Annotated in this window: 21 protein-coding genes; 14 read left to right on the forward strand and 7 right to left on the reverse strand. The window is 66.6% G+C overall.

Features of this window, described 5'->3' with window-relative positions; genetic code table 11:
* The 4 genes from EAH68_RS14830 to EAH68_RS10945 all read left to right on the forward strand — a co-directional run.
* Nucleotides 1-244, forward strand: a 244-nt coding sequence (locus EAH68_RS14830; RefSeq protein ID WP_206436400.1) for a hypothetical protein, incomplete at its 5' end; no start/stop codon positions are given.
* Between the two features lie 32 nt (nucleotides 245-276).
* A complete protein-coding gene (locus tag EAH68_RS10935; protein ID WP_126121377.1) occupies nucleotides 277-1,356 on the forward strand; it encodes a YhjD/YihY/BrkB family envelope integrity protein in 1,080 nt (359 codons plus the stop codon).
* A 108-nt stretch (nucleotides 1,357-1,464) separates the two neighbouring features.
* Nucleotides 1,465-2,313 carry an RDD family protein gene (locus tag EAH68_RS10940; RefSeq protein WP_126121378.1) on the forward strand — a complete coding sequence of 283 codons (849 nt, stop codon included), beginning with the start codon at nucleotides 1,465-1,467 and terminating at the stop codon, nucleotides 2,311-2,313.
* Between the two features lie 19 nt (nucleotides 2,314-2,332).
* Complete coding sequence (locus EAH68_RS10945; RefSeq protein WP_126121379.1) at nucleotides 2,333-3,301, forward strand: adenosine deaminase family protein; 969 nt, start codon at nucleotides 2,333-2,335, stop codon at nucleotides 3,299-3,301.
* Nucleotides 3,302-3,305: 4 nt separating this feature from the next.
* Here EAH68_RS10945 and EAH68_RS10950 read toward each other — a convergent pair whose 3' ends face one another.
* Genes EAH68_RS10950 through EAH68_RS10960 form a run of 3 tightly spaced genes read right to left on the reverse strand, consistent with a single transcriptional unit; the run spans nucleotide 3,306 to nucleotide 5,699 of the window.
* Nucleotides 3,306-4,535, reverse strand: coding sequence for a SatS C-terminal domain-containing protein (locus EAH68_RS10950; RefSeq protein ID WP_126121380.1), 1,230 nt, complete (start codon nucleotides 4,533-4,535; stop codon nucleotides 3,306-3,308).
* Nucleotides 4,536-4,557: 22 nt separating this feature from the next.
* Nucleotides 4,558-5,433, reverse strand: coding sequence for a C40 family peptidase (locus tag EAH68_RS10955; RefSeq protein WP_206436401.1), 876 nt, complete (start codon nucleotides 5,431-5,433; stop codon nucleotides 4,558-4,560).
* The gene (locus EAH68_RS10960) at nucleotides 5,430-5,699 is read right to left on the reverse strand and encodes a hypothetical protein (protein ID WP_126121381.1); all 270 of its coding nucleotides are present in this window, start codon (nucleotides 5,697-5,699) and stop codon (nucleotides 5,430-5,432) included. The genes EAH68_RS10955 and EAH68_RS10960 overlap by 4 nt, the downstream gene beginning before the upstream one ends.
* A 62-nt stretch (nucleotides 5,700-5,761) precedes the next feature.
* On the opposite strand from EAH68_RS10960, the gene upp reads away from it, so the two are divergent.
* From upp to EAH68_RS10980, 4 genes are all read left to right on the forward strand, one after another.
* On the forward strand, nucleotides 5,762-6,397 hold the full coding sequence (gene upp / locus EAH68_RS10965) for a uracil phosphoribosyltransferase (RefSeq protein WP_126121382.1): 636 nt from the start codon (nucleotides 5,762-5,764) through the stop codon (nucleotides 6,395-6,397).
* Between the two features lie 71 nt (nucleotides 6,398-6,468).
* Nucleotides 6,469-6,906 carry a helix-turn-helix domain-containing protein gene (locus EAH68_RS10970; RefSeq protein ID WP_126121383.1) on the forward strand — a complete coding sequence of 146 codons (438 nt, stop codon included), beginning with the start codon at nucleotides 6,469-6,471 and terminating at the stop codon, nucleotides 6,904-6,906.
* 49 nt (nucleotides 6,907-6,955) lie between these two features.
* Nucleotides 6,956-8,152 (forward strand): M20 family metallopeptidase, encoded by a 1,197-nt coding sequence (locus tag EAH68_RS10975; protein WP_126121384.1) that lies wholly within the window; start codon nucleotides 6,956-6,958, stop codon nucleotides 8,150-8,152.
* A gap of 50 nt (nucleotides 8,153-8,202) precedes the next feature.
* Entirely contained in the window at nucleotides 8,203-9,612 is a 1,410-nt protein-coding gene (locus tag EAH68_RS10980) for an NAD(P)H-quinone dehydrogenase (RefSeq protein WP_126121385.1), read from the forward strand.
* Between the two features lie 6 nt (nucleotides 9,613-9,618).
* Here EAH68_RS10980 and EAH68_RS10985 read toward each other — a convergent pair whose 3' ends face one another.
* Nucleotides 9,619-10,941, reverse strand: a complete 1,323-nt coding sequence (locus EAH68_RS10985) for a short-chain fatty acyl-CoA regulator family protein (RefSeq protein WP_126121386.1) — start codon at nucleotides 10,939-10,941, stop codon at nucleotides 9,619-9,621.
* A 173-nt stretch (nucleotides 10,942-11,114) separates the two neighbouring features.
* Between EAH68_RS10985 and prpD the strand changes: the two genes are divergently transcribed.
* The 5 genes from prpD to EAH68_RS11010 all read left to right on the forward strand — a co-directional run bounded on the left by prpD (nucleotide 11,115) and on the right by EAH68_RS11010 (nucleotide 19,048).
* On the forward strand, nucleotides 11,115-12,629 hold the full coding sequence (gene prpD / locus EAH68_RS10990; RefSeq protein WP_126121387.1) for a 2-methylcitrate dehydratase PrpD: 1,515 nt from the start codon (nucleotides 11,115-11,117) through the stop codon (nucleotides 12,627-12,629).
* Nucleotides 12,629-13,558: a methylisocitrate lyase gene (gene prpB, locus EAH68_RS10995; protein ID WP_164546475.1), complete on the forward strand. Its 930-nt coding sequence runs from the start codon at nucleotides 12,629-12,631 to the stop codon at nucleotides 13,556-13,558. The genes prpD and prpB overlap by 1 nt, the downstream gene beginning before the upstream one ends.
* A gap of 28 nt (nucleotides 13,559-13,586) precedes the next feature.
* Nucleotides 13,587-14,747: a bifunctional 2-methylcitrate synthase/citrate synthase gene (locus tag EAH68_RS11000; RefSeq protein WP_126121388.1), complete on the forward strand. Its 1,161-nt coding sequence runs from the start codon at nucleotides 13,587-13,589 to the stop codon at nucleotides 14,745-14,747.
* A 38-nt stretch (nucleotides 14,748-14,785) separates the two neighbouring features.
* Nucleotides 14,786-15,343 (forward strand): phosphoesterase, encoded by a 558-nt coding sequence (locus EAH68_RS11005; RefSeq protein ID WP_126121389.1) that lies wholly within the window; start codon nucleotides 14,786-14,788, stop codon nucleotides 15,341-15,343.
* A 291-nt stretch (nucleotides 15,344-15,634) separates the two neighbouring features.
* Complete coding sequence (locus EAH68_RS11010; protein WP_241228422.1) at nucleotides 15,635-19,048, forward strand: pyruvate carboxylase; 3,414 nt, start codon at nucleotides 15,635-15,637, stop codon at nucleotides 19,046-19,048.
* 182 nt (nucleotides 19,049-19,230) lie between these two features.
* Here the strand turns inward: EAH68_RS11010 and EAH68_RS11015 are convergent, their stop codons facing one another.
* Nucleotides 19,231-19,728, reverse strand: coding sequence for a GNAT family N-acetyltransferase (locus tag EAH68_RS11015; RefSeq protein WP_126121391.1), 498 nt, complete (start codon nucleotides 19,726-19,728; stop codon nucleotides 19,231-19,233).
* Between the two features lie 153 nt (nucleotides 19,729-19,881).
* Between EAH68_RS11015 and EAH68_RS11020 the strand changes: the two genes are divergently transcribed.
* A complete protein-coding gene (locus EAH68_RS11020; protein ID WP_126121392.1) occupies nucleotides 19,882-21,309 on the forward strand; it encodes a phytoene desaturase family protein in 1,428 nt (475 codons plus the stop codon).
* 57 nt (nucleotides 21,310-21,366) lie between these two features.
* On the opposite strand, the gene EAH68_RS11025 is transcribed toward EAH68_RS11020, so the two are convergent.
* Complete coding sequence (locus EAH68_RS11025) at nucleotides 21,367-23,139, reverse strand: acetyl/propionyl/methylcrotonyl-CoA carboxylase subunit alpha (RefSeq protein ID WP_126121393.1); 1,773 nt, start codon at nucleotides 23,137-23,139, stop codon at nucleotides 21,367-21,369.
* Between the two features lie 237 nt (nucleotides 23,140-23,376).
* On the reverse strand, nucleotides 23,377-24,258 hold the full coding sequence (locus EAH68_RS11030) for a sulfurtransferase (RefSeq protein WP_126121394.1): 882 nt from the start codon (nucleotides 24,256-24,258) through the stop codon (nucleotides 23,377-23,379).
* Between the last annotated feature and the right edge of the window lie 182 nt (nucleotides 24,259-24,440).

Raw genomic sequence — 24,440 nt, forward strand, 5'->3', positions numbered from 1 at the left:
GCAGTTCAGGGGGTATTTATTTAATGAAAATGGGCACCATTTCCAATCGCGGGGGAAGGTGGCCCCGCTGACTGGGGTGGAAGTCAATGCCATTGGAAACCGTCGGGAGTCGCCGCACGACGTTCCGCTGGAAAATTTCCTGATCTCCCGAACAGGGTCCAGCCAGGTGATCGTAACGGTTGCGTTGCGGTACGTGCGCTGTGCCGCATTCTTCCCTACCGTGGGGGTTGTATCAGCAGGTTGATGAATGGCTGATCCTTCCGGAGAGGAGTCGCAGTGGCCACCAGCACGCAGCCCGACCAGCGCAACGTCGATGAGTTCGGCATTGAACGGGTCCACGACGATGACCCGGGGGCCGTCGATAAGGTCCGTGAGAGGTCGGAGGCCGTCGACCACCTGATGCGGATGCAGGACCGCTATTCGTCGATGGGCGGCAACCAGTATTCGGCGGGCATCACCTATTTCTCGGTCCTGGCGATCTTCCCCCTCCTCATGCTCATTGTCGCCGCGGTCGCCACGTTCCTGGCCAACCGTCCCGAGGTGCTCACCGACGTGCAGGAGCAGATCGCCGGTTCGGTCGAGGGGGAGCTGGGCACGCTCGTCAACGACATCCTCACCACGGCCATCGCGCAGCGTGGTGCGGTCGCCGGGATCGGTGCCGTGACGGCCCTGTGGTCGGGCCTGGGCTGGATGAACAACCTGCGCTACGGGACCTCCAAGATGTGGAAGGTCGACCCCACCGCCGTCGGCAACTTCGTCACCAAGAAATTCAGTGACCTGCTGGGGCTGTTGGGCCTGTTCCTGGCGCTGGTGGTGGCCTTCGCTGTCACTGCGATCGGCAGCTCCGGGCTGACGGAGTACGTCCTGGAATTCTTCGGCCTGGCCGGGATCCCGGGCATCCGCTTTCTCACTTACGGGGTGACTATCTTCGTCGGCCTGCTGGCGAACTTCCTGGTCATGGCCTGGATGGTGTTCTATCTGCCTCGCACGAAGGTGCCCAGGCGTTCCGGATTGCAGGCCGCCGTCCTCGGTGCGCTCGGCTTTGAGGTGATCAAGCAGCTCGGTTCGTTGTTCGCGACCAATGCGCTGTCGAATCCGGCGGGCGCGACCTTTGGTCCGATCATCGGTCTCATGGTCGTGCTCTACCTGGTGTGGCGTCTGGTCATGTACGTCTCCGCATGGGCAGCAACCACCGAGGAGTCCATGCAGATGGCTCAGATGCCCGCTCCTGTGCCAGCCGTCATCCGGGTGCGGGAGGAGGTCAACCATGGTCCCAGCGCAGGTGTCGCCGTCGGGGTGGGCGCCGCGCTCGGTGCCCTGGGTGCGGGTGCTCTCGCGCTCCTGCGGCGTAAGTAGGACCAGCGGAATCAGGGTGAACTTCAGGGGCTTTCCGGATGCCGGACGTTGAGCGCGGGGCCTATCCTTGAGGGGACGACACAACTTCCAAGGACTAAGGTGACCGACATGAACTCCCCGACGCCGAACCTCTACCAGCTCCACGGCCTCGACCGCAGCGCCTCGGCGGACGAGCTGGGACGCGTCCTGGCGCAACGTGATCTCGACCTGGAGAATCAGGCTGTCCTGGACACCGATCCCCGGCGCCGGCAGCTGCACACCACCTTCGCGGTCCTCTCCGATGACGCCCGTCGCGCGACCTACGATGACGCGTTGGATGCCTCCCTCAACCTGAACTGGAATGACCTGGAGTACCTGGGTAACTTCGGCACGCTGCCGGATCCGCAGATGTTCCCCGGGCAACCCCAGCCACAGCCCCAACCTCAGCAGCAGTCGACACCCTACAACTATCCGACGTACACCCCGCCGCCACCGCAGGCGGATCCCTTCGCCAGCCCCTCCCAGTACACGGCAGGGGTACCCGTGCATCAGCCGACCGTGGACCGACCCTCGGCGGGTCTGCGTCTGGGCATGATGCTTCTCGACGGCATCCTCCTCTCCATGCTCACCGGTCTGCTCGTCGTGATCTTCGGGGCGGGTGAAGGGGCCGGCTGGTTGCTGAGCTCCATCGCTGCGCTGGCGTATTTCATCGGTTTCGAGGTGTACACCGGTGCCTCTCCGGTCAAGCACCTGTTCGGCTACCAGGTCCGGGACCTCAACACCGGCGAGAACCTGAGCCTGCAGCAGTCAGCGAAGCGCCAGTGGTGGCGCATCGTCAACATCGTCCCCGGTATCGGCTGGCTGATCAGCTTCATCGGTGCCATCGCCATCGGCAGCTCCATCAACCCGACCAACCAGTTCATCGGCTCCCATGACCGCTGGGCGGGTGCGGAGGTCGTGCGCAAGCCGGGCCGCTGAGCGGATTAGCATGGGGGCCATGTACGAGACCCCTGACATCAGCCCGGACCGCAAGAACGTCAACCGCGAGGTCCTCGCAGGCCTGCCGAAGGTCCTCCTCCACGACCATCTCACCGGCGAACCTGCGCAGACCCCCGACACTCTGACGGCCCAGGTGCGTGGCCAGCTCACCGAACTCGCCGCCGACAATGTGGTCTATGTCGAACTCCGCATCTCCCCGGAGCTGCACACCGAGGGTGGGCTGACCCTCCAGGAGGTCGTCGACTGCGCCGTGGCCGGACTCGACGTCCCGCGTATCGACGCCCGCCTCATCCTCACCGCCCAGCGCGGCCGTCTCATCCCGGAGATCGCCGAACTGGCGGTACGCAACCACGGACGCCAGGTCGTCGGCTTCGACGTCGCGGGACCGGAGGAACATTCCCTTGAGGAGCATGCGGACGCCTTCCGGCAGCTGCGCGAGGCCTACATCCCCTTCACCCTGCACGCCGGTCTGGACGGCGGCATCGACGCCATCGCCGAGGCCGTCCAGTTGGGCGCGGTCCGCCTGGGCCATCCGGTGGGTCTGATCGACGACTTCCACATCGACACCGAGGGTTTTGAGGGGGTGCTGCCCGGCAAGGTTTCCGGCTGGGTCCGCGACCGCCACATCACGGTCGATTTCTCCCCGACCCTCGAGGTTGACCTGGAGGCCGCAGAGGAAATCGGCGACCACCCTCTCACCCTGCTGCAGCAGCTTGGTTTCACGTGCACCGTCAGTACCGGCAACCGTGAGATCGCCGGTTCACTGACCGAGCAGTTCGTCGTGCTCGCTGAGACCTTCGGCTACGGCCTGGAGGAGTTCTTCGACCTCACCGTCAACGCCGTACGTGCTGCCTTCATCAGTGAGGTGGAGCGCCAGGATCTGCTGGAGCGCATCATCCTGCCCTCCTACGAGGCCCAGGATGTCGTCGAGGGCCTCGATCAGGTTGAAACGGACGAGGAGGAGTAGGCCACTAGAACTTGGAGAAGCGGTTGAGCAGCATCTCCTCAAGCTCACGCCACGCGGTGGAGTGGTCGGTGAAGGGGGCGGAGGGCACGTAGCCGGCGGTCCCGGTGGAGCCGAGCATGTAGGACAGGAAGTCCTGCATCCGGGGATTGGCCAGGAGGTAGGAGTTGAGGGAATCGTCGGCAGCCCAGTCCGCGGCGTCGGCGAACAGCTCGTAGCCGCGGGACATCTGGGCGGTGTCGACGGCCTCCGGCCCCTTCTCGATGTCCGCGACCAGCCCCTGGTAGGAGTACTGGTTGTCCGGGTGGACGATGACGTCGAGTTCACCGGCGTTGGCGTGGGTCATGACCTGCTCCCAGGTGGAGACCTTCGCCAGGTCGTGGGCGTCGTTCTCCACGAGCCAGCGGGACAGCTGTCGGGTGGTGGGGAAGGTGAAGATCTCGCCGTAGCGGCCGAGGAAGATCGGATTGCCGTCGAGGTAGGTACGCAGGGTGTAGACGGACTTGCCCTGGAGGGTGATCTTCACCGGGTCGATGCCGGCCAGGCCCCAGATGGAGGAGTCGTAGGGGTCGGCCTGCTCCTCGGCCTCCTTCGCGGCGAGTTCCGCCTTGGCGCGGGCCTCAGCGGCGGAGATACGTGCGGCGTCGATCTCCGCCTGGGCCTCGGTGGTGGCTGCCTCGTCGACGTCGATGACGCGCACCTGGGCGTCGAGGGACTCCACGACCTGCCTCCAGTTCGTCAGCACGGTACGGCCCACGGCAGTCCACTCGCCCATACCGTGGTCGCCCGCGTAGTGCTCGGCGCCGCGGTGGACGTTGCCCAGCACTGAGTGGGAGGCGAAGAAGAGAACGGCGTCATCAGCAGCGGTGACCTCGGCCAGCGAGCGGGTGACGCGGAAGATGCGGCTGAGCTCCGAGACGTTCTCGTAGGAGGGGCGGCCGGCGAGCAGGGCCGGGGCACCGATGATGTCGTGGTTCTCCTTCTTCTCCGGCTCGATTTTGTCGGCGGGCAGGGCCTCGAAGGCGGACCACTTCGGGTGCGAACGTAGATCGTGCTTCTCACCGGAGTTCAGGAAGGCCAGCATCCGGGCCGGGGAGGTGAACAGAAACAGCCCCTTGTCGTCACCGAGGAAGGCCTGCCATTCGGCACCGTGCTCCTTCCAGCTGGGGGCCCAGAGGGTGAAGTAATCACCGTCGGTGAGAGACAGTTTCACGGGGACGATCGCAGGGGAGCTCATGGGCGGGGATTCTACCGGAGTCCTACCCGGTCGGCCGCCAGAAACCCTGGAAGGCCATCCCCATGTTGGTGGTCCGCAGCGGATTGGTCTGGACCGGGTCACCCGCCTCGACGATCTGGCCGTCACCGGCGTACATCGCCACGTGCCCGTCCCACACCACCAGATCACCGGGTATGAGTTCCTCCGCCGACACCTGCGTGCCCACGGTCTGCTGTTCCGCCAGGCGCGGCAGCTCGACCCCGGCCTGGCGCCAGGCCCACTGTGTGAGCCCGCTGCAGTCGAAACCGCCGTTGCCGGTGCCGCCCCAGACATAGGGGGTTCCGACCTGGCTCAGGGCCGCGGCGACGGCTGCCTCCCCGGTGCCGTTGGAAGAGGAGGCGGGTTCGTGGGTAGGTTCCGGGACCAGCGGTTCCGGCGGGACAGGGGAAGGCAGGGCTGCGGTGTGCGGGGTGCCTGCCACCCGGTCGAGGTCATCGGCCAGCGGATCCAGGGCCTGCTCCAGATCCAGGACCCGGGCGGTGGCGGTGCGGGTGAAGATTGCCGCCAGATTCTGCAGCTCCAGCAGGGCCCCGGCCTGGGCTCCCGGCACGGGGGAGAGCAGCCGCGGGAGGACCTGGACCGCCTGTCCGCCCAGTTCCCCGGCCAGGTGCAGCAACTCGGTGCGGGTGGACTCCACATGACCGGCGGCTGTCTCGTTGATCTCCGAGACCAGCCGGCGGTCAGCGCTGACCGCCCGGGCGGTCGCCACCAGGGTGGTGCCACCCGGCGAGCCGGCGGCGATCATCTCACACAGCGGTAGTGCGGCGTGGAAATCCGGCAGCGCTGGAAGATGGAGGAGAGGCAGTGTCTCCGGCTGGAGGTCCGCAATGTGTTGCAGAGTGGCGACGATATCCCTCACCGCAGCCTCCCGAGATCGGCGGCCAGGGTCCGGTCAGTACCCTCAGTGGCATCGATGACACGGTGGGAACGTTCCGCCAGCACCCGCGCACGGTCGTGGACACACCGGGTCTGGGTGTCCAGGTGGGCTACGGCATGGTGGAGGGAGGTGCTGAAACGGCCCTGCCCGGGGTGGGGCAGCGGAGTGTCGGGGAGGTGGTCGGCGGCGTCGAGAAGCTCGGCGGTCAGCAGGCGGGCACGGTCGGGGTCCACGGAGAAGGTGTCCATGCCTTATTGGACTGCCGGAACAGGAGGAAGGTTCCCGGGGAGCGGCGTCTAGCATGGGGCGCATGGAGATCACCATCATCAATCACCCGCTGGCCGCGTCACGGCTGACCATCATGCGCGATGCACGCAGCGATAACACCGCCTTCCGCGCCGCCCTCGCGGATCTGGGCGCCATGCTCGTCTACGAGGCATCCCGCGAGCTGCCCGTCGAGCACTTCGACTGTCAGACCCCCGTCGCCGTCGCGGAGGGCACGCGCCTGGCCGATCCGCCGATCATCGTGCCGGTCATCCGCGCCGGGCTGGGCATGATCGACCCGGCCCTGTCGATGATCCCGGACGCGCAGGTCGGCTTCATCGGTCTGGCCCGCAACGAGGTCACCCACGAGCCGGTGCCCTACCTGGAGGCCCTGCCTGATGATCTGACCGGCCGGACCGTATTCGTCGTCGACCCCATGCTGGCCACCGGAGGTTCGCTGCTGCACGCGGTCCGCCTGCTGGCGGCCCGCGGCGCCACCGACATCACGGCGATCTGCATGGTCTCCGCCCAACCCGGCGTGGATGCGCTGGCGGAATCCGGGCTGCCCTGTCGTCTGGTCACCGCTGCGATCGATCCGGACCTCAACGAGGACGCCTACATCGTGCCTGGCCTCGGCGATGCCGGTGATCGCCTCTACGGCCCCAGGAACATCGACATCTAGCACCTGGATCGCCCCCTGTCCGCCCACTGTAGTGGGCGGACTTCTCCCACTGCAGTGGGCAATTTGGGGGCATGACGCGGGAAGAAGAGTGGGATCCCTGGCCCAGCTACGGTCTGCGGCTCGGCAGGAACCTCCACCAGCTGCGCCGCATCCGGGGGCTGACGCAGGAGCAGCTGGCCACCCTCTCCGGTATCGCGCGGAATTCAATATCCAACATCGAGCGGAACCTCAACAACTCAGGAAAAGCCCCCGACCCGCAGCTGACCACCATCTACCAGCTCGCCCGCGCCCTCGACGTGCCACCGGCGGTGCTCCTGCCGGCCGGTGATGCCCCGGTGGCCGACATCTGCTCGGCGGGGGATGTCGGCATTTCCATCCGTTGGCCGGCCGGCGGGCCGGACCTGCGGCGCTTCCGGCGTGCCTTCGCGCAGTACGGCTCGGGTCCCCGCTACGAGGACGGTCCGGAGCCGCCCCAGGCGGTAGGCGGGAGGACACCGATAGGGGAGTAGGCTGGGTGGCGTTGATCCTTGTCTCAAGGTCTTCCGGAAAGGACAGTTCGTGAAGGGAATCGCCGCACGCATCGATGAGTGGCTCATCGCTCACCGGGAAGAGGTGGTTGGATGGCGCCGTCATCTGCACTCTCACCCGGAACTGTCCCACATGGAGTACGAGACGACGAATTTCCTCGCGGAGACGCTTGAGGCCCATGGACTCACGCCCCGGCGTTTCCCCGGCACCGGCCTCATGGTGGACCTCGGCCCGGATACCGGTGACCGGCTGGCCTTCCGCGGAGACATCGACGCACTGGCGCTGACTGAGCTGACCGACCTGCCCTATGCCTCGAAGGTGCCCGGCGTGGCACATGCCTGCGGCCACGACATCCATACGACCATCGCCCTGGGACTGGCGTGTGCGCTGGCAGACAACGCAGACGGGCTGCAGCACGGCATCCGGGTGATCTTCCAGCCGGCCGAGGAGGTCATGGAAGGCGGAGCCTCGGATGTCATTGCCTGGGGCGGTCTCGACGGCGTTGGCTCCATCTTCGGCCTGCACGTCGAACCGAAACTGCGGGTGGGCCGGATCGGTGTGCGCACCGGCGCGATCACCTCGGCCTCCGACGTGCTGCAGATCAAGGTCCACGGACCCGGCGGGCACTCCGCGCGTCCGCACCTGACCAATGACGTGGTCTTCGCCCTCAGCTCGCTGGTCACCCAGCTGCCGGCCCTGCTCTCACGCCGGGTGGACCCGCGGACTGCGACGGTCCTGGTCTTCGGTTCGGTCAACGCCGGTTATGCGCCGAACGCGATCCCGGAGTCCGGCCAGCTGACAGGCACGATCCGCACGGGTGACATCGCCACGTGGCGGACCCTGCGTGAACTGATGGAGGAGCTCATCGCCCAGGTGCTCGCCCCGACGGGCTGCACCCACGAGCTGATCTACCAGCGCGGCGTACCGCCGGTGATCAACGACGACGTCGCCACGGCGATGCTTGCCGACGCCGCCCGCGTCATCGACCCCCAGGCAGTCGTGCAGGCCCCGCAGTCCAGCGGCGGCGAGGATTTCTCCATGTATCTCGAGCATGTGCCGGGCTCCATGGCCCGCCTGGGCTGCTGGTCGGGCAAGGGGCGGATGCAGGATCTGCACCAGGGTGACCTGAACGTGGATGAACGTTCCATCGGCGTGGGGATCCGTCTGTTCGGCTCCATCGTGGAGCAGTACAGCAGGAGTGCAAGCGGCGGCGGCTTTTTGACCTAGCGACTAGACTCAGGTGGCACGTGGATTGTCAATGACGCCTGGAGGACATCTTGAGTAACCGTATCGTCATCATCGGCGGAGGCCCCGCCGGCTATGAGGCCGCACTTGCCGGAGCCAAGTACGGGGCGGATGTGACGATTATTGAGGAACGGGGCATCGGCGGCTCCTCTGTCCTCCTCGATTGTGTGCCGTCGAAGTCCTTCATAGCCGGCAGTGCGATCAAGACGGACCTGCGCCGGGCCGATGACATGGGGCTCAACAGCCTGCTGGGCCGCGCCCGCATCCACCTGCCGGCGCTGAACAAGCGTGTGCAGATGCTCGCCCAGGAACAGTCGGATGACATCCTGGTCCAGCTGGAGCGCGCCGGGGTGCGTTTCGTACACGGTCGCGCCCGCTTCGCGGAGTCCCAGCTGGAGCAGGTCTTCCACCGGGTCACCGCCACCCTGGAGGACGGCACGGAGGAGGTCTTCGAATCCGAGCTGGTGCTCATCGCCACCGGTGCCACCCCACGCATCCTGCCCGGCGCACAGCCCGACGGTGAGCGCATTCTCACCTGGCAGCAGGTCTACGACCTGGAGGATACCCCGGAGCATCTCATCGTGGTCGGTTCCGGTGTCACGGGTGCGGAATTCGTCTCCGCCTTCGCGGAACTGGGTGTGAAGGTGACCATGGTCGCCTCCCGCGACCGCATCCTGCCGCACGATGACGCCGATGCCGCGGACGTGCTCGAGCATGTCCTCTCGCAGCGCGGGGTCTCCCTGGAGAAGCACGCCCGCGTGGAGTCGGTGACCCGCACCGCGGACGGCGGGGTCTGCGTGAAGACGACCGATGGCCGCGAGATCTACGGCTCGCACGCCATCATGTCGATCGGTTCCATCCCCGCCACCGAGGGCCTGTCCCTGGAGAACGTCGGTGTGGAGACCGCCCCCTCCGGGCACATCAAGGTCGATCGGGTCTCGCGCACCAACGTCTCCGGCATCTACGCCGCCGGTGACTGCACCGACCTGTTCCCGCTGGCCTCCGTCGCGGCGATGCAGGGGCGCATGGCCATGTACCACGCCCTCGGCGAGGGTGTGACCCCGATCCGGCTGAAGACGGTGGCCACCGCCGTGTTCACCCGCCCGGAGATCGCCGCCGTAGGTGTCACCCACGCCCAGGTGGAGAACAAGGAGGTCTCGGCCCGCGCGGTGGTCCTGCCGCTGCAGTCCAATCCGCGGGCGAAAATGCGCTCGCTCAAGCACGGCTTCGTCAAGCTCTTCTGCCGCAGCAACTCCGGCCTGGTCATCGGCGGTGTCATCGTCGCCCCGACCGCCTCGGAGCTCATTCTTCCGATCGCCATCGCGGTGACCAACAACCTCACCGTCAAGCAGCTCTCGGAGACCTTCGCGGTCTACCCCTCCCTTTCGGGCTCGATCACCGAGGCCGCCCGCCGCCTTGTGGCGCACGACGACCTGGAGTAGTCCGACTCAGTAGGTCGTGTAGGAGAAATCCAGGGTGGCGTCAAGGTCGACGACCACCCGACGACCCGCATGGGGGAAGGCTCGCTGGGGGCAGCGTTCCCGGGGACACGAGGTGCAGCCCGGCCCGATGGGGGTGGCCGAGGCGGGGGAGAGGTCCAGCCCCTGCGCGTAGACGAGGCGTTCGGCCTGGTCCAGGTCGCAGCCCAGGCCGACGGCGAACTCCTTCCGCGGCTGGCCGAAACCGTGGGCCTGGCCGCGGACGGTACGGGCGATCCACAGGTAGTGGCGCCCGTCGGGCATGCCGGCGACCTGGCGTGTGACCCGCCCGGGTGTCTCGAAGGCGCGGTGGATCACCCACAGGGGGCAGGAGCCGCCGGCGCGGGAGAAGTGGAAGCCTGTGGCGGACTGGCGCTTGGAGATGTTGCCCGCCCGGTCCGTGCGCACGAAGAAGAAGGGCACCCCGCGGGCGCCGGGCCGGTTGAGGGTGGACAGGCGGTGGCAGGTCGTCTCGAAGCCGGTGCCGAAGTGGGCGGCGAGGCGGTCGATGTCGTAGCGGAACTCCTCGGCGGTGGTGAGCATCGCCTGGTAGGGCATGACCACAGCCGCGGCGAAGTACTGGGCCAGGGCGAGTACCGCGATACCGCGGGCCTCCTCGGTGGGCAGGGGGGCGGCAAGTCCGGTGAGCAGGTCCGCGTGCCCGCTCAGGCCGTACTGCAGGGCGAGTTCGAAGCAGAGCTGTGCTTCGCTCAGGCCGGTGCGCAGGTGTAGTTCGCGGGTCTCGGGGTGGTAGATGCGGCGGGGGCCGGTGGTGATCTTGCGGAAGCGGACGACGACACCGAGGTCCCGGTCCAGCGCGGTGGACAGGCGGGTCAGCCGCAGCTGCGGATCGCCGAGCCGGCCGGCCAGTTCCTCGCCGAGCACGTCGAGTTCGTGGATGTAGTTGTGGTGCTCGTAGAAGAAGTCGCGGACGAGGCGGTAGGGGGAGTCGTCGACAAGCAGCGGGGTACGGTCGGCGAGCCCGAGAACCTCGGTGACGAACTCGGGGTAACGGGCGGCGAGGTCGGCCAGCTGTTCGTCGGGGACAGTGGGGAAGGCCTCGCGGAGTTCACTGATGGTGCGGGCGTCATGGTCGGGGGAGAAGAAGGCCGGGTCGATGTCGAAGTTGCGCGACAGGGCCATGAGCACGGTGACGGTCAGGGGCCGCTGGTCATTCTCCAGCTGGTTGAGGTAGCTGGTGGACAGGCTCAGCCGGCGCGCCATCTCCTGCTGGGTGAGATTGCGGGTGCGCCGGAGTGTGCGGATGCGTGCCCCCGCGAAGTGCTTGCTCATGAGTGTGCGTTGCTCCCGAAGGTGGGGTTGACCTGCTCTTTCCACAAGTTTTGCAGAAAATGAGGGCTGATGCCGCTACTTTACACAGACTTTACTGTGACCATCAACACAAGATTCGCAGTACTGTGATGTCCAGCGCATCCAGCATCGAACAAGGAGTAGATCCGACCGCCATGATCAACCACACCGTGCGTACCTACCGCTCCGCCGAGGACTTCCCCCACGAGGAACACCTGGCCCACAAGATCGCCCTGGTCGCGGCCGACCCTGTCGAGGTACCGGCCGAGACGAAGGAGATGATCATCAACCGGATCATCGACAACGCCGCCGTCTCCGTCGCCTCCGCTCTGCGACGCCCCGTCTCCTCCGCCCGCGCCATGGCCCAGGCCCGCCCCGTCACTGACGGCCGCGGTGCCTCCGTCCTCGGTCTGCCGGGCAGGTACGCCGCCGAGTGGGCGGCCCTGGCCAACGGCACCGCCGTCCGTGAACTCGACTTCCACGACACCTTCCTCGCCGCCGACTACTCCCACCCCGGCGACAACATCCCGCCTATCCTCGCCGCCGCGCAGCAGGCCGGCAAGGGCGGCCGCGACCTCCTCCGCGGCCTGGCCACCGGCTACGAGATCCAGGTCAACCTGGTCCGTGGCATCTGCCTCCACGAGCACAAGATCGACCACGTCGCCCACCTCGGCCCCTCGGCCGCCGCCGGCATCGGCACCCTGCTCGACCTGGACGTGGACATCATCTACCAGGCCATCGGTCAGGCGCTGCACACCACCACCGCCACCCGCCAGTCCCGTAAGGGTGAGATCTCCTCCTGGAAGGCCTTCGCCCCGGCCTTCGCCGGCAAGATGGCCATCGAGGCCGTCGACCGCGCCATGCGCTGCGAGGGTGCCCCCTCCCCGATCTGGGAGGGCGAGGACGGTGTCATCGCCTGGCTGCTCTCCGGCCCGGAGCACCGTTACACCGTGCCCCTGCCGGCCGCAGGCGAGGAAAAGCGCGCCATCCTGGACACCTACACCAAGGAACACTCTGCGGAATACCAGTCCCAGGCCCCGATCGACCTGGCACGGCGCATGGGCGAGCGTATCGCCGCCGACGGGAAGGACCTCCGCGACGTCGAGTCCATCGTCCTGCACACCTCCCACCACACCCATTACGTCATCGGCACCGGTTCGAACGACCCGCAGAAATTCGATCCGCAGGCCTCGCGTGAGACCCTCGACCACTCCATCATGTACATCTTCGCCGTGGCACTCGAGGACCGTTCCTGGCACCATGAGCACTCCTACGCCCCGGAGCGCGCCAACCGTCCGGAGACCATCGGGCTGTGGCAGAAGATCTCCACGGTCGAGGATCCCGAGTGGACCCGCCGCTACCACTCCAGCGACCCGGACGAGAAGGCCTTCGGTGCCCGCGCCGTGATCACCTTCACCGACGGCACGGTCGTCGAGGACGAACTGGCCGTCGCCGACGCCCACCCGCTCGGTGCCCGCCCCTTCGCCCGCGAGCAGTACGTGGCCAAGTTCCGCACGCTGGCCGAGGGCATCGTCTCCGGGGCCGAACAGGACCGTTTCCTCGCCGCCGCGGAGAACACCGAGAACCTCACCGACCTGGCCGAGCTCAACATCGAACTCGACGAGGACGTGCTCGCCCGCGCCCCGATGATCCCGGCAGGACTGTTCTGATGGCCGGGCTGTTCTCCACCACGGTGACGCCGACGGAGCGTCGTAAAGCATTCCGTGCGGGTCTGACCAGCGGAAAGATCCAGCGCATGCCGGGTGCCTTCTCCCCGCTGGTGGCACGGGCCATCCAGGAGGCCGGCTTCGACGGCGTCTACGTCTCCGGCGCGGTCGTCGCCGCCGACCTGGCGCTGCCGGACATCGGCCTGACCACCCTCAGCGAGGTCGCCCACCGGTCCCGCCAGATCGCCCGGGTCACCGACCTGCCCGTGCTCGTCGACGCCGACACCGGCTTCGGCGAACCCATGTCCGCGGCACGCACCATCTCCGAGTTCGAGGACGCCGGCGTCGCCGGCTGCCACCTCGAGGACCAGGTCAACCCGAAGCGCTGCGGCCACCTCGACGGCAAGGAGGTCGTCCCCACCGAGCTCATGCTGCGGCGCATCACCGCGGCAGTCAACGAGCGTCGCGACGACCAGTTCGTCATCTGCGCGCGTACCGACGCCGCCGGGGTCGAGGGCATCGACTCCGCCATCGAACGTGCCAGGGCCTACGCCGACGCCGGAGCCGACCTCATCTTCACCGAGGCACTGCACACCCCGGCGGAGTTCGAGAAGTTCCGCGCGGCCGTTGACGTGCCCCTGCTGGCCAACATGACGGAATTCGGCAAATCCGAACTCCTCTCCGCACAGCAGCTCGAGGACCTCGGTTTCAATGCCGTCATCTACCCGGTGACCACCCTGCGCATCGCGATGGGCCAGGTCGAGGAGGCACTCGGGGAGATCGCCGAGACCGGCACCCAGACCGGCTGGCTCGACCGCATGCAGCACCGCTCCCGCCTCTACGAACTGCTCCGCTACAACGAGTACAACGCCTTCGACCAGCAGGTGTTCACCTACTCCGCAGACACCTACCAGCCCACCTTCGCCCAGTAACCTCCCTCCTCCCGAAAGGCTGAGAACCATGACCACCGCCACCCAGACCCAGCAGCCCGAAGTCCGCAAGGGACTCTACGGAGTCATCGCCGACTACACTTCCGTCTCCAAGGTCATGCCGGAGACCAACTCCCTGACCTACCGCGGCTACGCCGTCCAGGACCTCGTCGAGCATTGCTCCTTCGAGGAGGTCTCCTACCTCCTGTGGAACGGCGAACTGCCGGACGAGGAGCAGCTCACCGAGTTCAACAGGCGGGGCCGCTCCTACCGCAGCCTCGATCCGGGCCTGATCTCGCTCATCCACTCCCTGCCCACCGACTGCCACCCCATGGATGTCATGCGCACCGCCGTGTCCTACATGGGCACCAAGGACCCGGAGCACTTCACCCCGGACTCCGACCACATCACCCACGTCGGACACAACCTGCTGGCCCAGCTGCCGATGGTTCTGGCGATGGACATCCGCCGCCGCGAGGGTAAGGACATCGTCGCCCCCGACCCGGACAAGTCCGTCGCCGAGAACCTGCTGGCCATGGTCTTCGGCAACGGCCCCGAATCCCCGGCCAGCAACCCCGAGGATGTGCGGGACTTCGAGAAGTCGCTGATCCTCTACGCCGAGCACTCCTTCAACGCCTCGACCTTCACCGGGCGTGTGATCACCTCCACCCGCTCCGACGTCTACTCCGCCATCACCGGTGCCATCGGTGCGCTCAAGGGCCCGCTGCACGGTGGCGCCAACGAGTTCGTCATGCACACCATGCTGGAGATCGACGACCCGGCCAAGGCCGCAGACTGGGTGAACCACGCCCTGGACAACAAGAACCTCATCATGGGCTTCGGTCACCGCGTGTACAAGAAGGGCGACTCCCGCGTCCCCAGCATGGAGACCTCCTTCCGGGCGCTGGCCGAGCGTCACGACGGCGCCAAGTGGGTCGCCATGTACGAGAACATGCGCGATGCCATGGACGCCCGCACCGGGATCCAGCCCAACCTGGACTTCCCGGCCGGTCCCGCCTACCACCTGCTCGGTTTCCCCGTGGACTTCTTCACCCCGCTGTTCGTCATCGCGCGTGTCGCTGGCTGGACCGCGCACATCGTGGAGCAGTACGAGGACAACTCCCTGATCCGCCCGCTGTCGGCCTACAACGGTCCGGAGCAGCGCGAGGTCCTCCCGATGGGCCAGCGCTAGGAATCCTGCCCCTGCGGTGCGGCTAAGATCCTCAGCCGATGATCTTCGCAAAAATCGTGACCGAGGTAGCCGCACCGTGGGTCACCAACATCCTCCTCTTCCTCATCCTCGGCATCAGCCTCGGTGCCCCGGCGCCAGGTCTTCTGGCGGCGTTCATGACGGGAATCCTGCCGATGGTGGCCGTGCTGCGGATGATCCGGCAGGGGAGGGTGGCCAGCCACCACGTCACGGTGCGGACACAGCGGGGAGCCCTGTTCGCGATCATCCTCGGCCTGCTCGCCGTGTTGATTGTCGGGCTCCTGCTGCTGGACACCCCGCGTGAGATCTGGCTGGCGGGGTTGGCGGCAGTGCTGTTCATCCTCGCTTTCTCAGTGATCAACCAGCTCGGCCTCAAGATCTCCATCCATGTCGGACTATGGGTGCCCGTCTGGAGCTACCTGGGGCTCGTCCTCTCCCCCTGGTGGTCGCTCGCCCTCCTGGTAACCCCACTCATCGCCTGGTCCCGGCTGAAACTCACCCACCACTCCTGGGCGGAGATCATCGGTGGGGCCTTCACCGGCCTTGCCGTGGTGGCCGTGATGCTTCCCCTGCTCTAACCGCCGGAGCCGCCTTCCGGGGGTGGACCTGCAGATATTTTTCTCTCTGAACATGGTTCCGGTTCCGCCAGCCGGAATCGTGGCTGCTGGACGGGCTAGTCCGTTCTGCATTCCGGAAACGGACATGGTTCATCGTGAAATTGTCCGTTTCCCGGGAAAGGTAGGGGGGACTTGCCCAGAATCCCCCTGCCGCTGCGATAATGTGATGTGGACGAGATCTCACCGAATCTCCCGCCTCAATCACCCCCTCCCCGCATGCGCATCAGCATGTCGTTTGGAAAGGACTTCCACGTGGCCACAACCACATTGCCCGCCTTCAAGAAGGTACTTGTCGCCAACCGCGGCGAAATTGCTGTACGTGCCTTCCGCGCCGCCTTCGAAACCGGGGCCGCCACCGTCGCGGTCTACCCCAAAGAAGACCGCAACTCCCACCACCGCTCGTTTGCCTCGGAGGCAGTACGCATCGGCACCGAAGGCTCCCCGGTCAAGGCCTACCTGGATATCGACGAGATCATCCGGGCGGCGAAGAAAACCCACGCGGATGCGGTCTACCCCGGTTATGGTTTCCTGTCCGAGAACGCCCAGCTGGCCCGGGAATGCGCCGAGAACGGTCTGACCTTCATCGGCCCACCCCCTGAGGTCCTCGATCTCACCGGTGACAAGTCCGCTGCCGTGGAGGCCGCGCGCAAGGCCGGCCTGCCGGTCCTGCAGGACTCGGAACCCTCCACCGATATCGACGAGCTCGTGGAGATGGCCAAGGACTTCACCTTCCCCATCTTCGTCAAGGCTGTGGCCGGTGGCGGTGGGCGTGGCATGCGGTTTATCGAGAAGCCGGAGGACGTGGCGAAACTTTCGGCGGAGGCCTCCCGGGAGGCGGCGGCCGCCTTCGGTGACGGGCACGTCTATCTGGAGCGTGCGGTGCTCAACCCGCAGCACATCGAGGTGCAGATCCTGGCCGATCACACCGGTGAGGTCATTCACCTCTATGAGCGCGACTGCTCGTTGCAGCGCCGCCATCAGAAGGTCGTGGAGATTGCCCCGGCCCAGCACCTGGATCCGGATCTGCGGGATCAGATCTGTGCGGATGCGGTGCGGTTCTGTGAGTCCATCGGCTACCAGTGCGCCGGCACGGTGGAGTTCCTCGTCGATGAGAACGGTAACCACGTCTTCATCGAGATGAACCCACGCATCCAGGTCGAGCACACCATCACCGAGGAAGTCACCTCCGTGGACCTGGTCAAGGCGCAGATGCACCTGGCCGCCGGTGCCACCCTCGCGGAGCTGGGCCTGACCCAGGACTCCATCAAGCTGCACGGGGCGGCCCTGCAGTGCCGGATCACCACCGAGGATCCCTCGAACAACTTCCGTCCCGACACCGGCACCATCACCGCCTACCGCTCCCCGGGTGGCGCAGGCGTGCGTCTCGACGGCGCCGCTTCCCTCGGCGGCGAGATCTCCCCGAACTTTGACTCCATGCTGGTCAAGATGAGCTGCCGTGGCGCGGACTTCGCCACCGCGGTGGCCCGTGCCCAGCGCGCCCTGGCGGAATTTACCGTCTCCGGTGTGGCCACCAACATCGGTTTCCTGCGTGCGCTGCTGCGCGAGGAGGACTTCCAGACCAAGCGGATCTCCACCAACTTCATCAACGACCACATCCACCTCCTCTCAGCGCCGCCGGCTGACGATGAGGCCGGCCGGATCCTCGACTACCTCGCTGACGTGACGGTCAACCGCCCGCACGGCAAGCGACCCACGGAGATCCGCCCCGTGACCAAGCTGCCCCCGCAGAACGATTCCCCGATGCCGCGCGGCTCCCGCGATCTGCTGCGCGACCTGGGTCCGAAGAAGTTCGCCGAACAGCTGCGCGAGCAGGACGCCCTGGCCGTCACCGACACCACCTTCCGCGATGCCCACCAGTCGCTGCTGGCCACCCGCATCCGCTCCTCAGCCCTGGTCGCCGCAGCGAAGCACGTCGGCCGACTCACCCCGAACCTGCTGTCCGTGGAGGCCTGGGGTGGCGCCACCTACGACGTGGCCATGCGCTTCCTCCATGAGGATCCCTGGGAGCGTCTCGACGCCCTGCGTTCCGCCATGCCGAACGTGAACATCCAGATGCTGCTGCGTGGGCGCAACACCGTCGGTTACACCCCGTACCCGGATTCCGTGGCCCGCGCCTTCGTGGCCGAGGCCGCCGATTCCGGCATCGACATCTTCCGTATCTTCGACGCCCTCAACGATGTCTCCCAGATGCGTCCGGCCATCGACGCCGTCCTGGAGACCGGTACCACCGTCGCCGAGGTAGCCATGGCGTACTCCGGGAATCTGCTCGATCCAGGTGAGAAGATCTACACGCTCGACTACTACCTGGGTCTGGCCGAGGAGATCGTCGAATCCGGGGCGCATATCCTGGCGATCAAGGACATGGCCGGTCTGCTGCGCCCGCAGGCCGCATCCCGCCTGGTCAAGGCCCTGCGCAGGGAATTCGACCTGCCGGTGCACGTGCACACCCACGACACCGCCGGTGGCCAGCTGGCCACCTACCTCGCGGCCGCACAGGCCGGTGCGGATGCCGTAGACGGCGCCTCCGCCCCGCTGGCAGGCACCACCTCCCAGCCGTCGCTGTCCGCGATCGTCGCCGCCTTCGCCGACACCCACCGCGACACCGGCCTCTCCCTGGACGCCGTCTCCGACATGGAGCCCTACTGGGAGGCCGTCCGCCAGCTCTACGCGCCCTTCGAGGCGGGTGTACCCGGCCCCACCGGGCGGGTGTACAAGCACGAGATCCCCGGTGGTCAGCTGTCCAACCTGCGTACCCAGGCCAAGGCACTGGGGCTGGAGGACCGTTTCGAGCTCATCGAGGACTACTACGCCGCCGTCAACGAGATGCTGGGCCGCCCGACCAAGGTGACCCCGTCGTCGAAGGTCGTCGGTGACCTCGCCCTGCACCTGGTCGGTGCCGGGGTGGATCCCAAGGACTTCGCCGAGGACCCGCAGAAATATGACATCCCGGATTCAGTCATCGGTTTCCTGCGGGGGGATCTGGGTACCCCGCCCGGTGGCTGGCCGCTGCTGCGCGAGAAGGCTCTCGCCGGCCGGGCCAATGGCCAGGCCACACTCGCGGAGGTGCCTGCCGAGGACGAGAAGAACCTCACCAGCCCGGACCGGCAGACCCGACGCTCCACCCTGGACAAGCTGCTGTTCCCGAAGCAGGCCGCGGAGTTCACCGAGCACCGCCGCCGGTACGGCAACACGGCCACCCTGGAGGACCGCATTTTCCTCTACGGCCTCAAGGAGGGCGAAGAGAACATCATCAGGTTGGTCACTGAGAAGGACCAGCCGCCGATGGTCGTGCGTCTCGACGCCGTCGGTGAACCCGACGCCAAGGGCATGCGCCAGGTCGTGGCGAACGTCAACGGCCAGATCCGCCCGATGAAGGTCCGCGACCGTTCCGTCGAGTCCGTCACCGCCTCCGCGGAGAAGGCCGACGCCAACAACAAGGGCCATGTCGCGGCCCCGTTCGCCGGTGTGGTCATGGTCACCGCCAAGCCGGGTGACGAGGTCAAGGCCGGCGACCCGGTCGCCGTCATCGAGGCCATGAAGATGGAGGCCACCATCACGGCCACCATGGATGGCACCATCGAACGCGTGGCACTGGCACAGGCCACCAAGGTGGAGGGCGGCGACCTCATCGTCGTCATCTCCTGACCGCTGAATGACAGAGAACCGGGGTGCCCCAGCTGGGGCACCCCGGTTCTCTGTCTTGAGGTAGGTCTCGTCCGTTAGATCTGGAGATGTATCCGCCAGGTGACAGGCCAACCCGGGGAGTGCACCACCCACGAGATACCTGCCGGGAGCTAACGGATGAGACCTATACAACGGAGGGGAGCTCAGAACCGGTGGATCATCGCCTCACAGCCCAGGTCCTCGCGGATCCCGGCGCTGACGAAGCCCTTCTTCACGTACAGGGCACGGGCACGTGCATTACCGAAGTCCACCGCCAGAGAGACTCCCGCGTGGCCACGGGCGCGGGCGAGGTTGAGGGCGGCGTCGATAAGCGAGGAGCCGATGCCGTGGCGCGTGTAGCGGTTCTCCACGGCGATGACCAGCTCGGGGACATCCGCGGCGACGTATCCGAAGCGCGGACGGTCAGGGCCGTGCCGCAGCCATACACCCCCGGCGGGGATGCCCTCGGGGCTCAGTGCGATGGCCCCACCCTGTTCCGGGGTCCAACTGCCGACATAGCGGTGAAGATCCTCGAGATATCCGTCACCGACGGGCTGGGACTCATCCCCGAAAACATCGGTCAGGAAGAAGAGGCGGGAAAGATAGGTGCGATCCGATTCGGTGGCGCGACGAAGGGAAAAACCAGTGAGAACGGAACCCATACATACAGGATAATCGCATCAGTACTGAGGAGACGAAAAGAGGGATGACCGCGGCCACAGGTACTTCTTCGTTAGTCTGGCGTCAAAGGTCGCCAGCGGGAAGAACCCGCCCGTGGCAATGTCAGATTTCAAACATTAGATAAGGAGTGGGCCATGCGTTCTCAACCTCACGCAGTGGTGGTCGGTGGTGGAACAAACGGCCTGACGGCTGCCGCACGGCTCGCGGTCGAGGGCTGGCAGGTGACCGTCTACGAGCAGGCCGACCATTTCGGGGGATCTGCGACCTCCTTCACCGACACCTTCTGGCCGGGTACGGTGGTCGATTTTGGTGCCGCAGCCCACCCGTTCGGAATAGCCAGTCCAGCCTTCCGGAACCTCGGGCTGGAGGAACACGGTCTGGAATGGCTGCATGCCGACTACTGCATGGCACACCCGCTGCCGCAGGGGGAGGCCGCTTTCCTGCACCGCTCCCTCGAGGACACCGCCCGGGATCTGGGCGAGGACGCGAAGATGTGGCGGCGTCTGCACCGCAATGCGGTGGACCACATCGACGAGCATCTGGAGAACCTGCTTTCGCCCATGCTCCGGTGGCCGGCGCATCCGGTGCGGATGGCCCAGTTCGGTGTGCCTGCTCTACTACCCGCCTCCCGGCTGGCCAGAATGCTGTTCTCGACCGAGCAGGCGAGAGCCCTGTTCTGCGGGAGTGCCGTCCACTCGATGACCTCCCCGGCGCAGCCCTTCACCTCAGCCTTCGGGATCCTCTTCGGCTCCCTGGGGATGTCGGGGGGATGGCCCGTGGCCAAAGGAGGCAGCGGGGCGATCGTGGCTGCTCTGCTGAAAATTCTCACGGCGCACGGCGCGACCCTGGTCACTGACCACCGGGTGTCCAGTTTCCGGGAGCTTCCCGAGGCGGACTCCTACATACTGAACCTGACTCCCCGGGGGATTCTGGGGATAAAGGATGTGCCGCTCGACCGGTCGGTGCGGAGAAGTCTGGAGCGGTGGCGGTACGGATCCGCTGCCCACAAGGTCGACTGGCTCCTGTCGGGGCCGGTGCCCTGGGCAGATGAGTCGGTCTCCCGTGCCAGCACCGTCCATGTCTGTGGCGGGGTCGAGGAGCTGGAGTTCGCGGAACGTGAGGTGGCGAAGGGCAGATTCCCGGACAGGCCGTTCGTCATGGTGTGCCAGCAGGGTGCGGCGGATCCGGGCCGTGGACCGGTCCTGTGGACCTATGCGCATGTGCCCCACGGCTTTGTCGAGGAACGGCCCGGCCAGGTCCGGGAGGCCATCCTCAGCCAGATCGAGCGTTTCGCCCCGGGCTTCCGGGATCTGGTGGTGGACCACCGGGAATACAGCCCGGCGGACCTGGAGGCCGCGAACCCCAGCATCATCGGCGGGGACATCGCCGGCGGCTCCATGACAGGGCTCCAGGCGCTGTTCCGCCCCCGCGTGTCGTTGAAGCCGTACCGCCTGGGTCCGGGGGTGTTCACCGCGAGTGGGGCGACTCCCCCCGGGGCAGGTGTCCACGGAATGCCCGGATGGTGGGCCGCCCAGGGTGCCCTCGACGAGCTCCGCGGATGACAGCAGCAGGCCCGTGCAGGTGATGCACCTGCACGGGCCTGGAGGGGGAGTGGTGTCCTACTTGATCTCGAGGAGGACCTGTCCCTTGGTCACGCCAGCGCCTTCCTCGACGGAGAGGCCGGTGACGGTACCGGATTTGTGGGCCTTGACGGGGTTCTCCATCTTCATGGCCTCGAGCACCAGGATAACCTCACCCTCGGTGACCTCCTGGCCCTCGGTGATGTTGACCTTGATCACGGTGCCCTGCATGGGGGCGGCGACCGAGTCACCGGAGGCACCTGCGGCGCCACCAGCGGAGCGACGCTTCTTGGCCTTCTTCTTCGGGGCGGCGCCGCCACCGAGTGCCAGGTCGCCCGGCAGGGCGATCTCGACGCGACGGCCGTCGACCTCGACGACAACCTTGTGCGCCGGGACGGCCTCGTCCTCAGGCAGGTCAGCCGGATCGACGAAGGGCTCAATCGGGTTGTCCCAGACCTCCTCGATCCACTTGGTGTAGATCTCGAAGCCGTTCTCGTCGCCGACGAATGCCGGGTTGGAGACGATGTGGCGGTGGAAGGGCAGGACCGTGGGCATGCCCTCGACGACGAACTCGCCGAGTGCGCGGCGGGCGCGCTGCAGGGCCTGCTCGCGGCTCTCGCCGGTGACGATGAGCTTGGCCAGCATGGAGTCGAACTGGCCGCCGATGACGGAGCCCTCGCGGACACCGGAGTCCACGCGGACACCCGGGCCGTCCGGCTGGTGGTAGGCGGTGACGGTGCCCGGAGCCGGCATGAAGTTCAGTCCGGCGTCCTCACCGTTGATGCGGAACTCGAAGGAGTGGCCGCGCGGGGTGGGATCCTCGGTGAAACGCAGCTTCTCGCCCTCCGCGATGCGGAACTGCTCGCGGACGAGGTCGATGCCGGTGGTCTCCTCGGTGATGGGGTGCTCCACCTGCAGACGGGTGTTGACCTCGAGGAAGGAGATCAGGCCGTCGGCGCCGACGAGGTACTCGACGGTGCCGGCACCGTAGTAGCCGGCCTCACGGCAGATGCGCTTGGCGGACTCGTGGATCTCGGTGCGCTGGGCATCGGTGAGGAACGGGGCCGGGGCCTCCTCGACGAGCTTCTGGAAACGGCGCTGCAGGGAGCAGTCACGGGTGCCGGCGACGATGACGTTGCCGTGCTGGTCGGCCAGCACCTGGGCCTCCACGTGGCGGGCCTTGTCCAGGTAGCGCTCGACGAAGCACTCGCCGCGGCCGAAGGCGGAGACGGCCTCACGGGTGGCGGACTCGTAGAGCTCCGCAACCTCCTCCATCTTGTAGGCGACCTTCATGCCACGGCCACCGCCACCGAAGGCGGCCTTGATGGCGATGGGCAGGCCGTACTCCTCAGCGAAGGCGACGACCTCGTCGGCGCCGGCGACCGGCTCCCTGGTGCCCGGGACCATCGGGGCGTTGGCACGCTGCGCGATGTGGCGGGCGGTGACCTTGTCACCGAGGTCGGCGATCGCGGACGGCGGGGGGCCGATCCAGATCAGACCGGCGTCGATGACGGCCTGGGCGAAGTCGGCGTTCTCGGCGAGAAAGCCGTAACCCGGGTGGACCGCGTCTGCACCGGACTTGGCGGCTGCATCGATGATCTTCTCAATCACGAGGTAGGACTCGGCGGAGGACTGGCCGCCCAGTGCGAACGCCTCATCTGCCATACCGACGAACGGGGCGTCTGCGTCCGGCTCCGCGTATACGGCGACGCTGGCGATGCCCGCATCCTCGGCGGCGCGGATCACGCGTACCGCGATTTCACCGCGGTTGGCCACGAGGACCTTCGTGATCTTCTTGGTCTCAACTGCCACTTGGGGATCCCTTTCATGTGCTGCATTGGTAGGTCGCGTCGGCCCGCCCGCGTGTGGCGGCCGCGCGACGCATGCAGACTATTCTTGCATACAAAAACGTGAGCATTCCGTCAGGTCTTGAGATTTTGCCCGAAAAGGGTGGGAATCGCCAGTAGGACCCGCGGAAAAGAAATTCGGACCGCCCGGCGCGCCTCCTGTTCGGGCGGTGGAGCGGTCCGTTCGGACATGAGTGTGAGGTTATGCGCTGGGGGCCTCACCGTGGGTGATGGGCATGCGGATCATGTTGCCCCACTCAACCCATGCGCCGTCGTAGCTGCGTACCTTCTCGAAGCCGAGCAGGTAGTTGAGCACGAACCAGGTGTGGGCGGTGCGGTCGCCGGCGTGGCAGTAGATGGTTGTCTCCGCCTTCGGGTCCAGAGCGCCGTAGATATCCTGGAGTTCCGCGCGGGAGCGGAAGCGGGCATTCGGGTGGACATTGTCCTGCCATGGCAGGTTCACGGCACCCGGGATGTGGCCCTGCCGCAGGGTGGGGGCGAAGGCGGGGTCGTAGTCGCCGCCGACCTGGCCGAGGTACTCCTCCGTGGAACGCACGTCCACCAGTGCGGTCCGGCCGAGGTTGGCGCGCACTTCCCCGACGAAGATGCGGTAGGTGGCGTCGTCGCGCTCGACGACGGGGTAGTCGGTTGCGGGGTAGTTCGGGACCGCGAAAGAGGTGTCGCGCTCCTCGGCCATCCAGGCGTCCCGGCCGCCGTCGAGAAGCCGGACATCCTCGTGGCCGAACATGGTGAAGACCCACAGCGTCAGTGCCGCCCACCAGTTGGACTGGTCACCGTAGATGACCACCGTGTCGTCCCGGGCGATGCCCTTGGAGCTCATGAGGCGGGCGAAGGCCTCGCCGTCGATGACGTCCCGGGTGACAGGATCGCTGAGGTCCTTGTGCCAGTCGATCCGCAGGGCGCCGGGGAGGTGTCCGATGTCGTAGAGGAGGGAGTCCTCGTCGGATTCGATGACGCGCAGACCGGGCGTGCCCAGTCGGGCGGAGAGCCAGGACGCGGAAACCAGGCGTTCCGGGTGGGCGTAATCCTGGAACGGGGTATGGGGATCGAAGGGTACGGCCACGAGGTCCCGCCTTTCTGGGCGAAAAGTGTGATGAGATCAGTATCCAACACTAGTTGAGGGCATCCGAAATGGTCACGGCGCACCCCTCATTGTGTCCTTAATTACTCCTGCGATTCTGACTGCGCCATACGGGGTACGTGGGGATAAAATCCCACGTTGCCGGGGGATCGGAACCCCTCCGG

Origin of the sequence: Corynebacterium hylobatis, from assembly GCF_003955685.1 — a bacterium.
Classification (GTDB): domain Bacteria; phylum Actinomycetota; class Actinomycetes; order Mycobacteriales; family Mycobacteriaceae; genus Corynebacterium; species Corynebacterium hylobatis.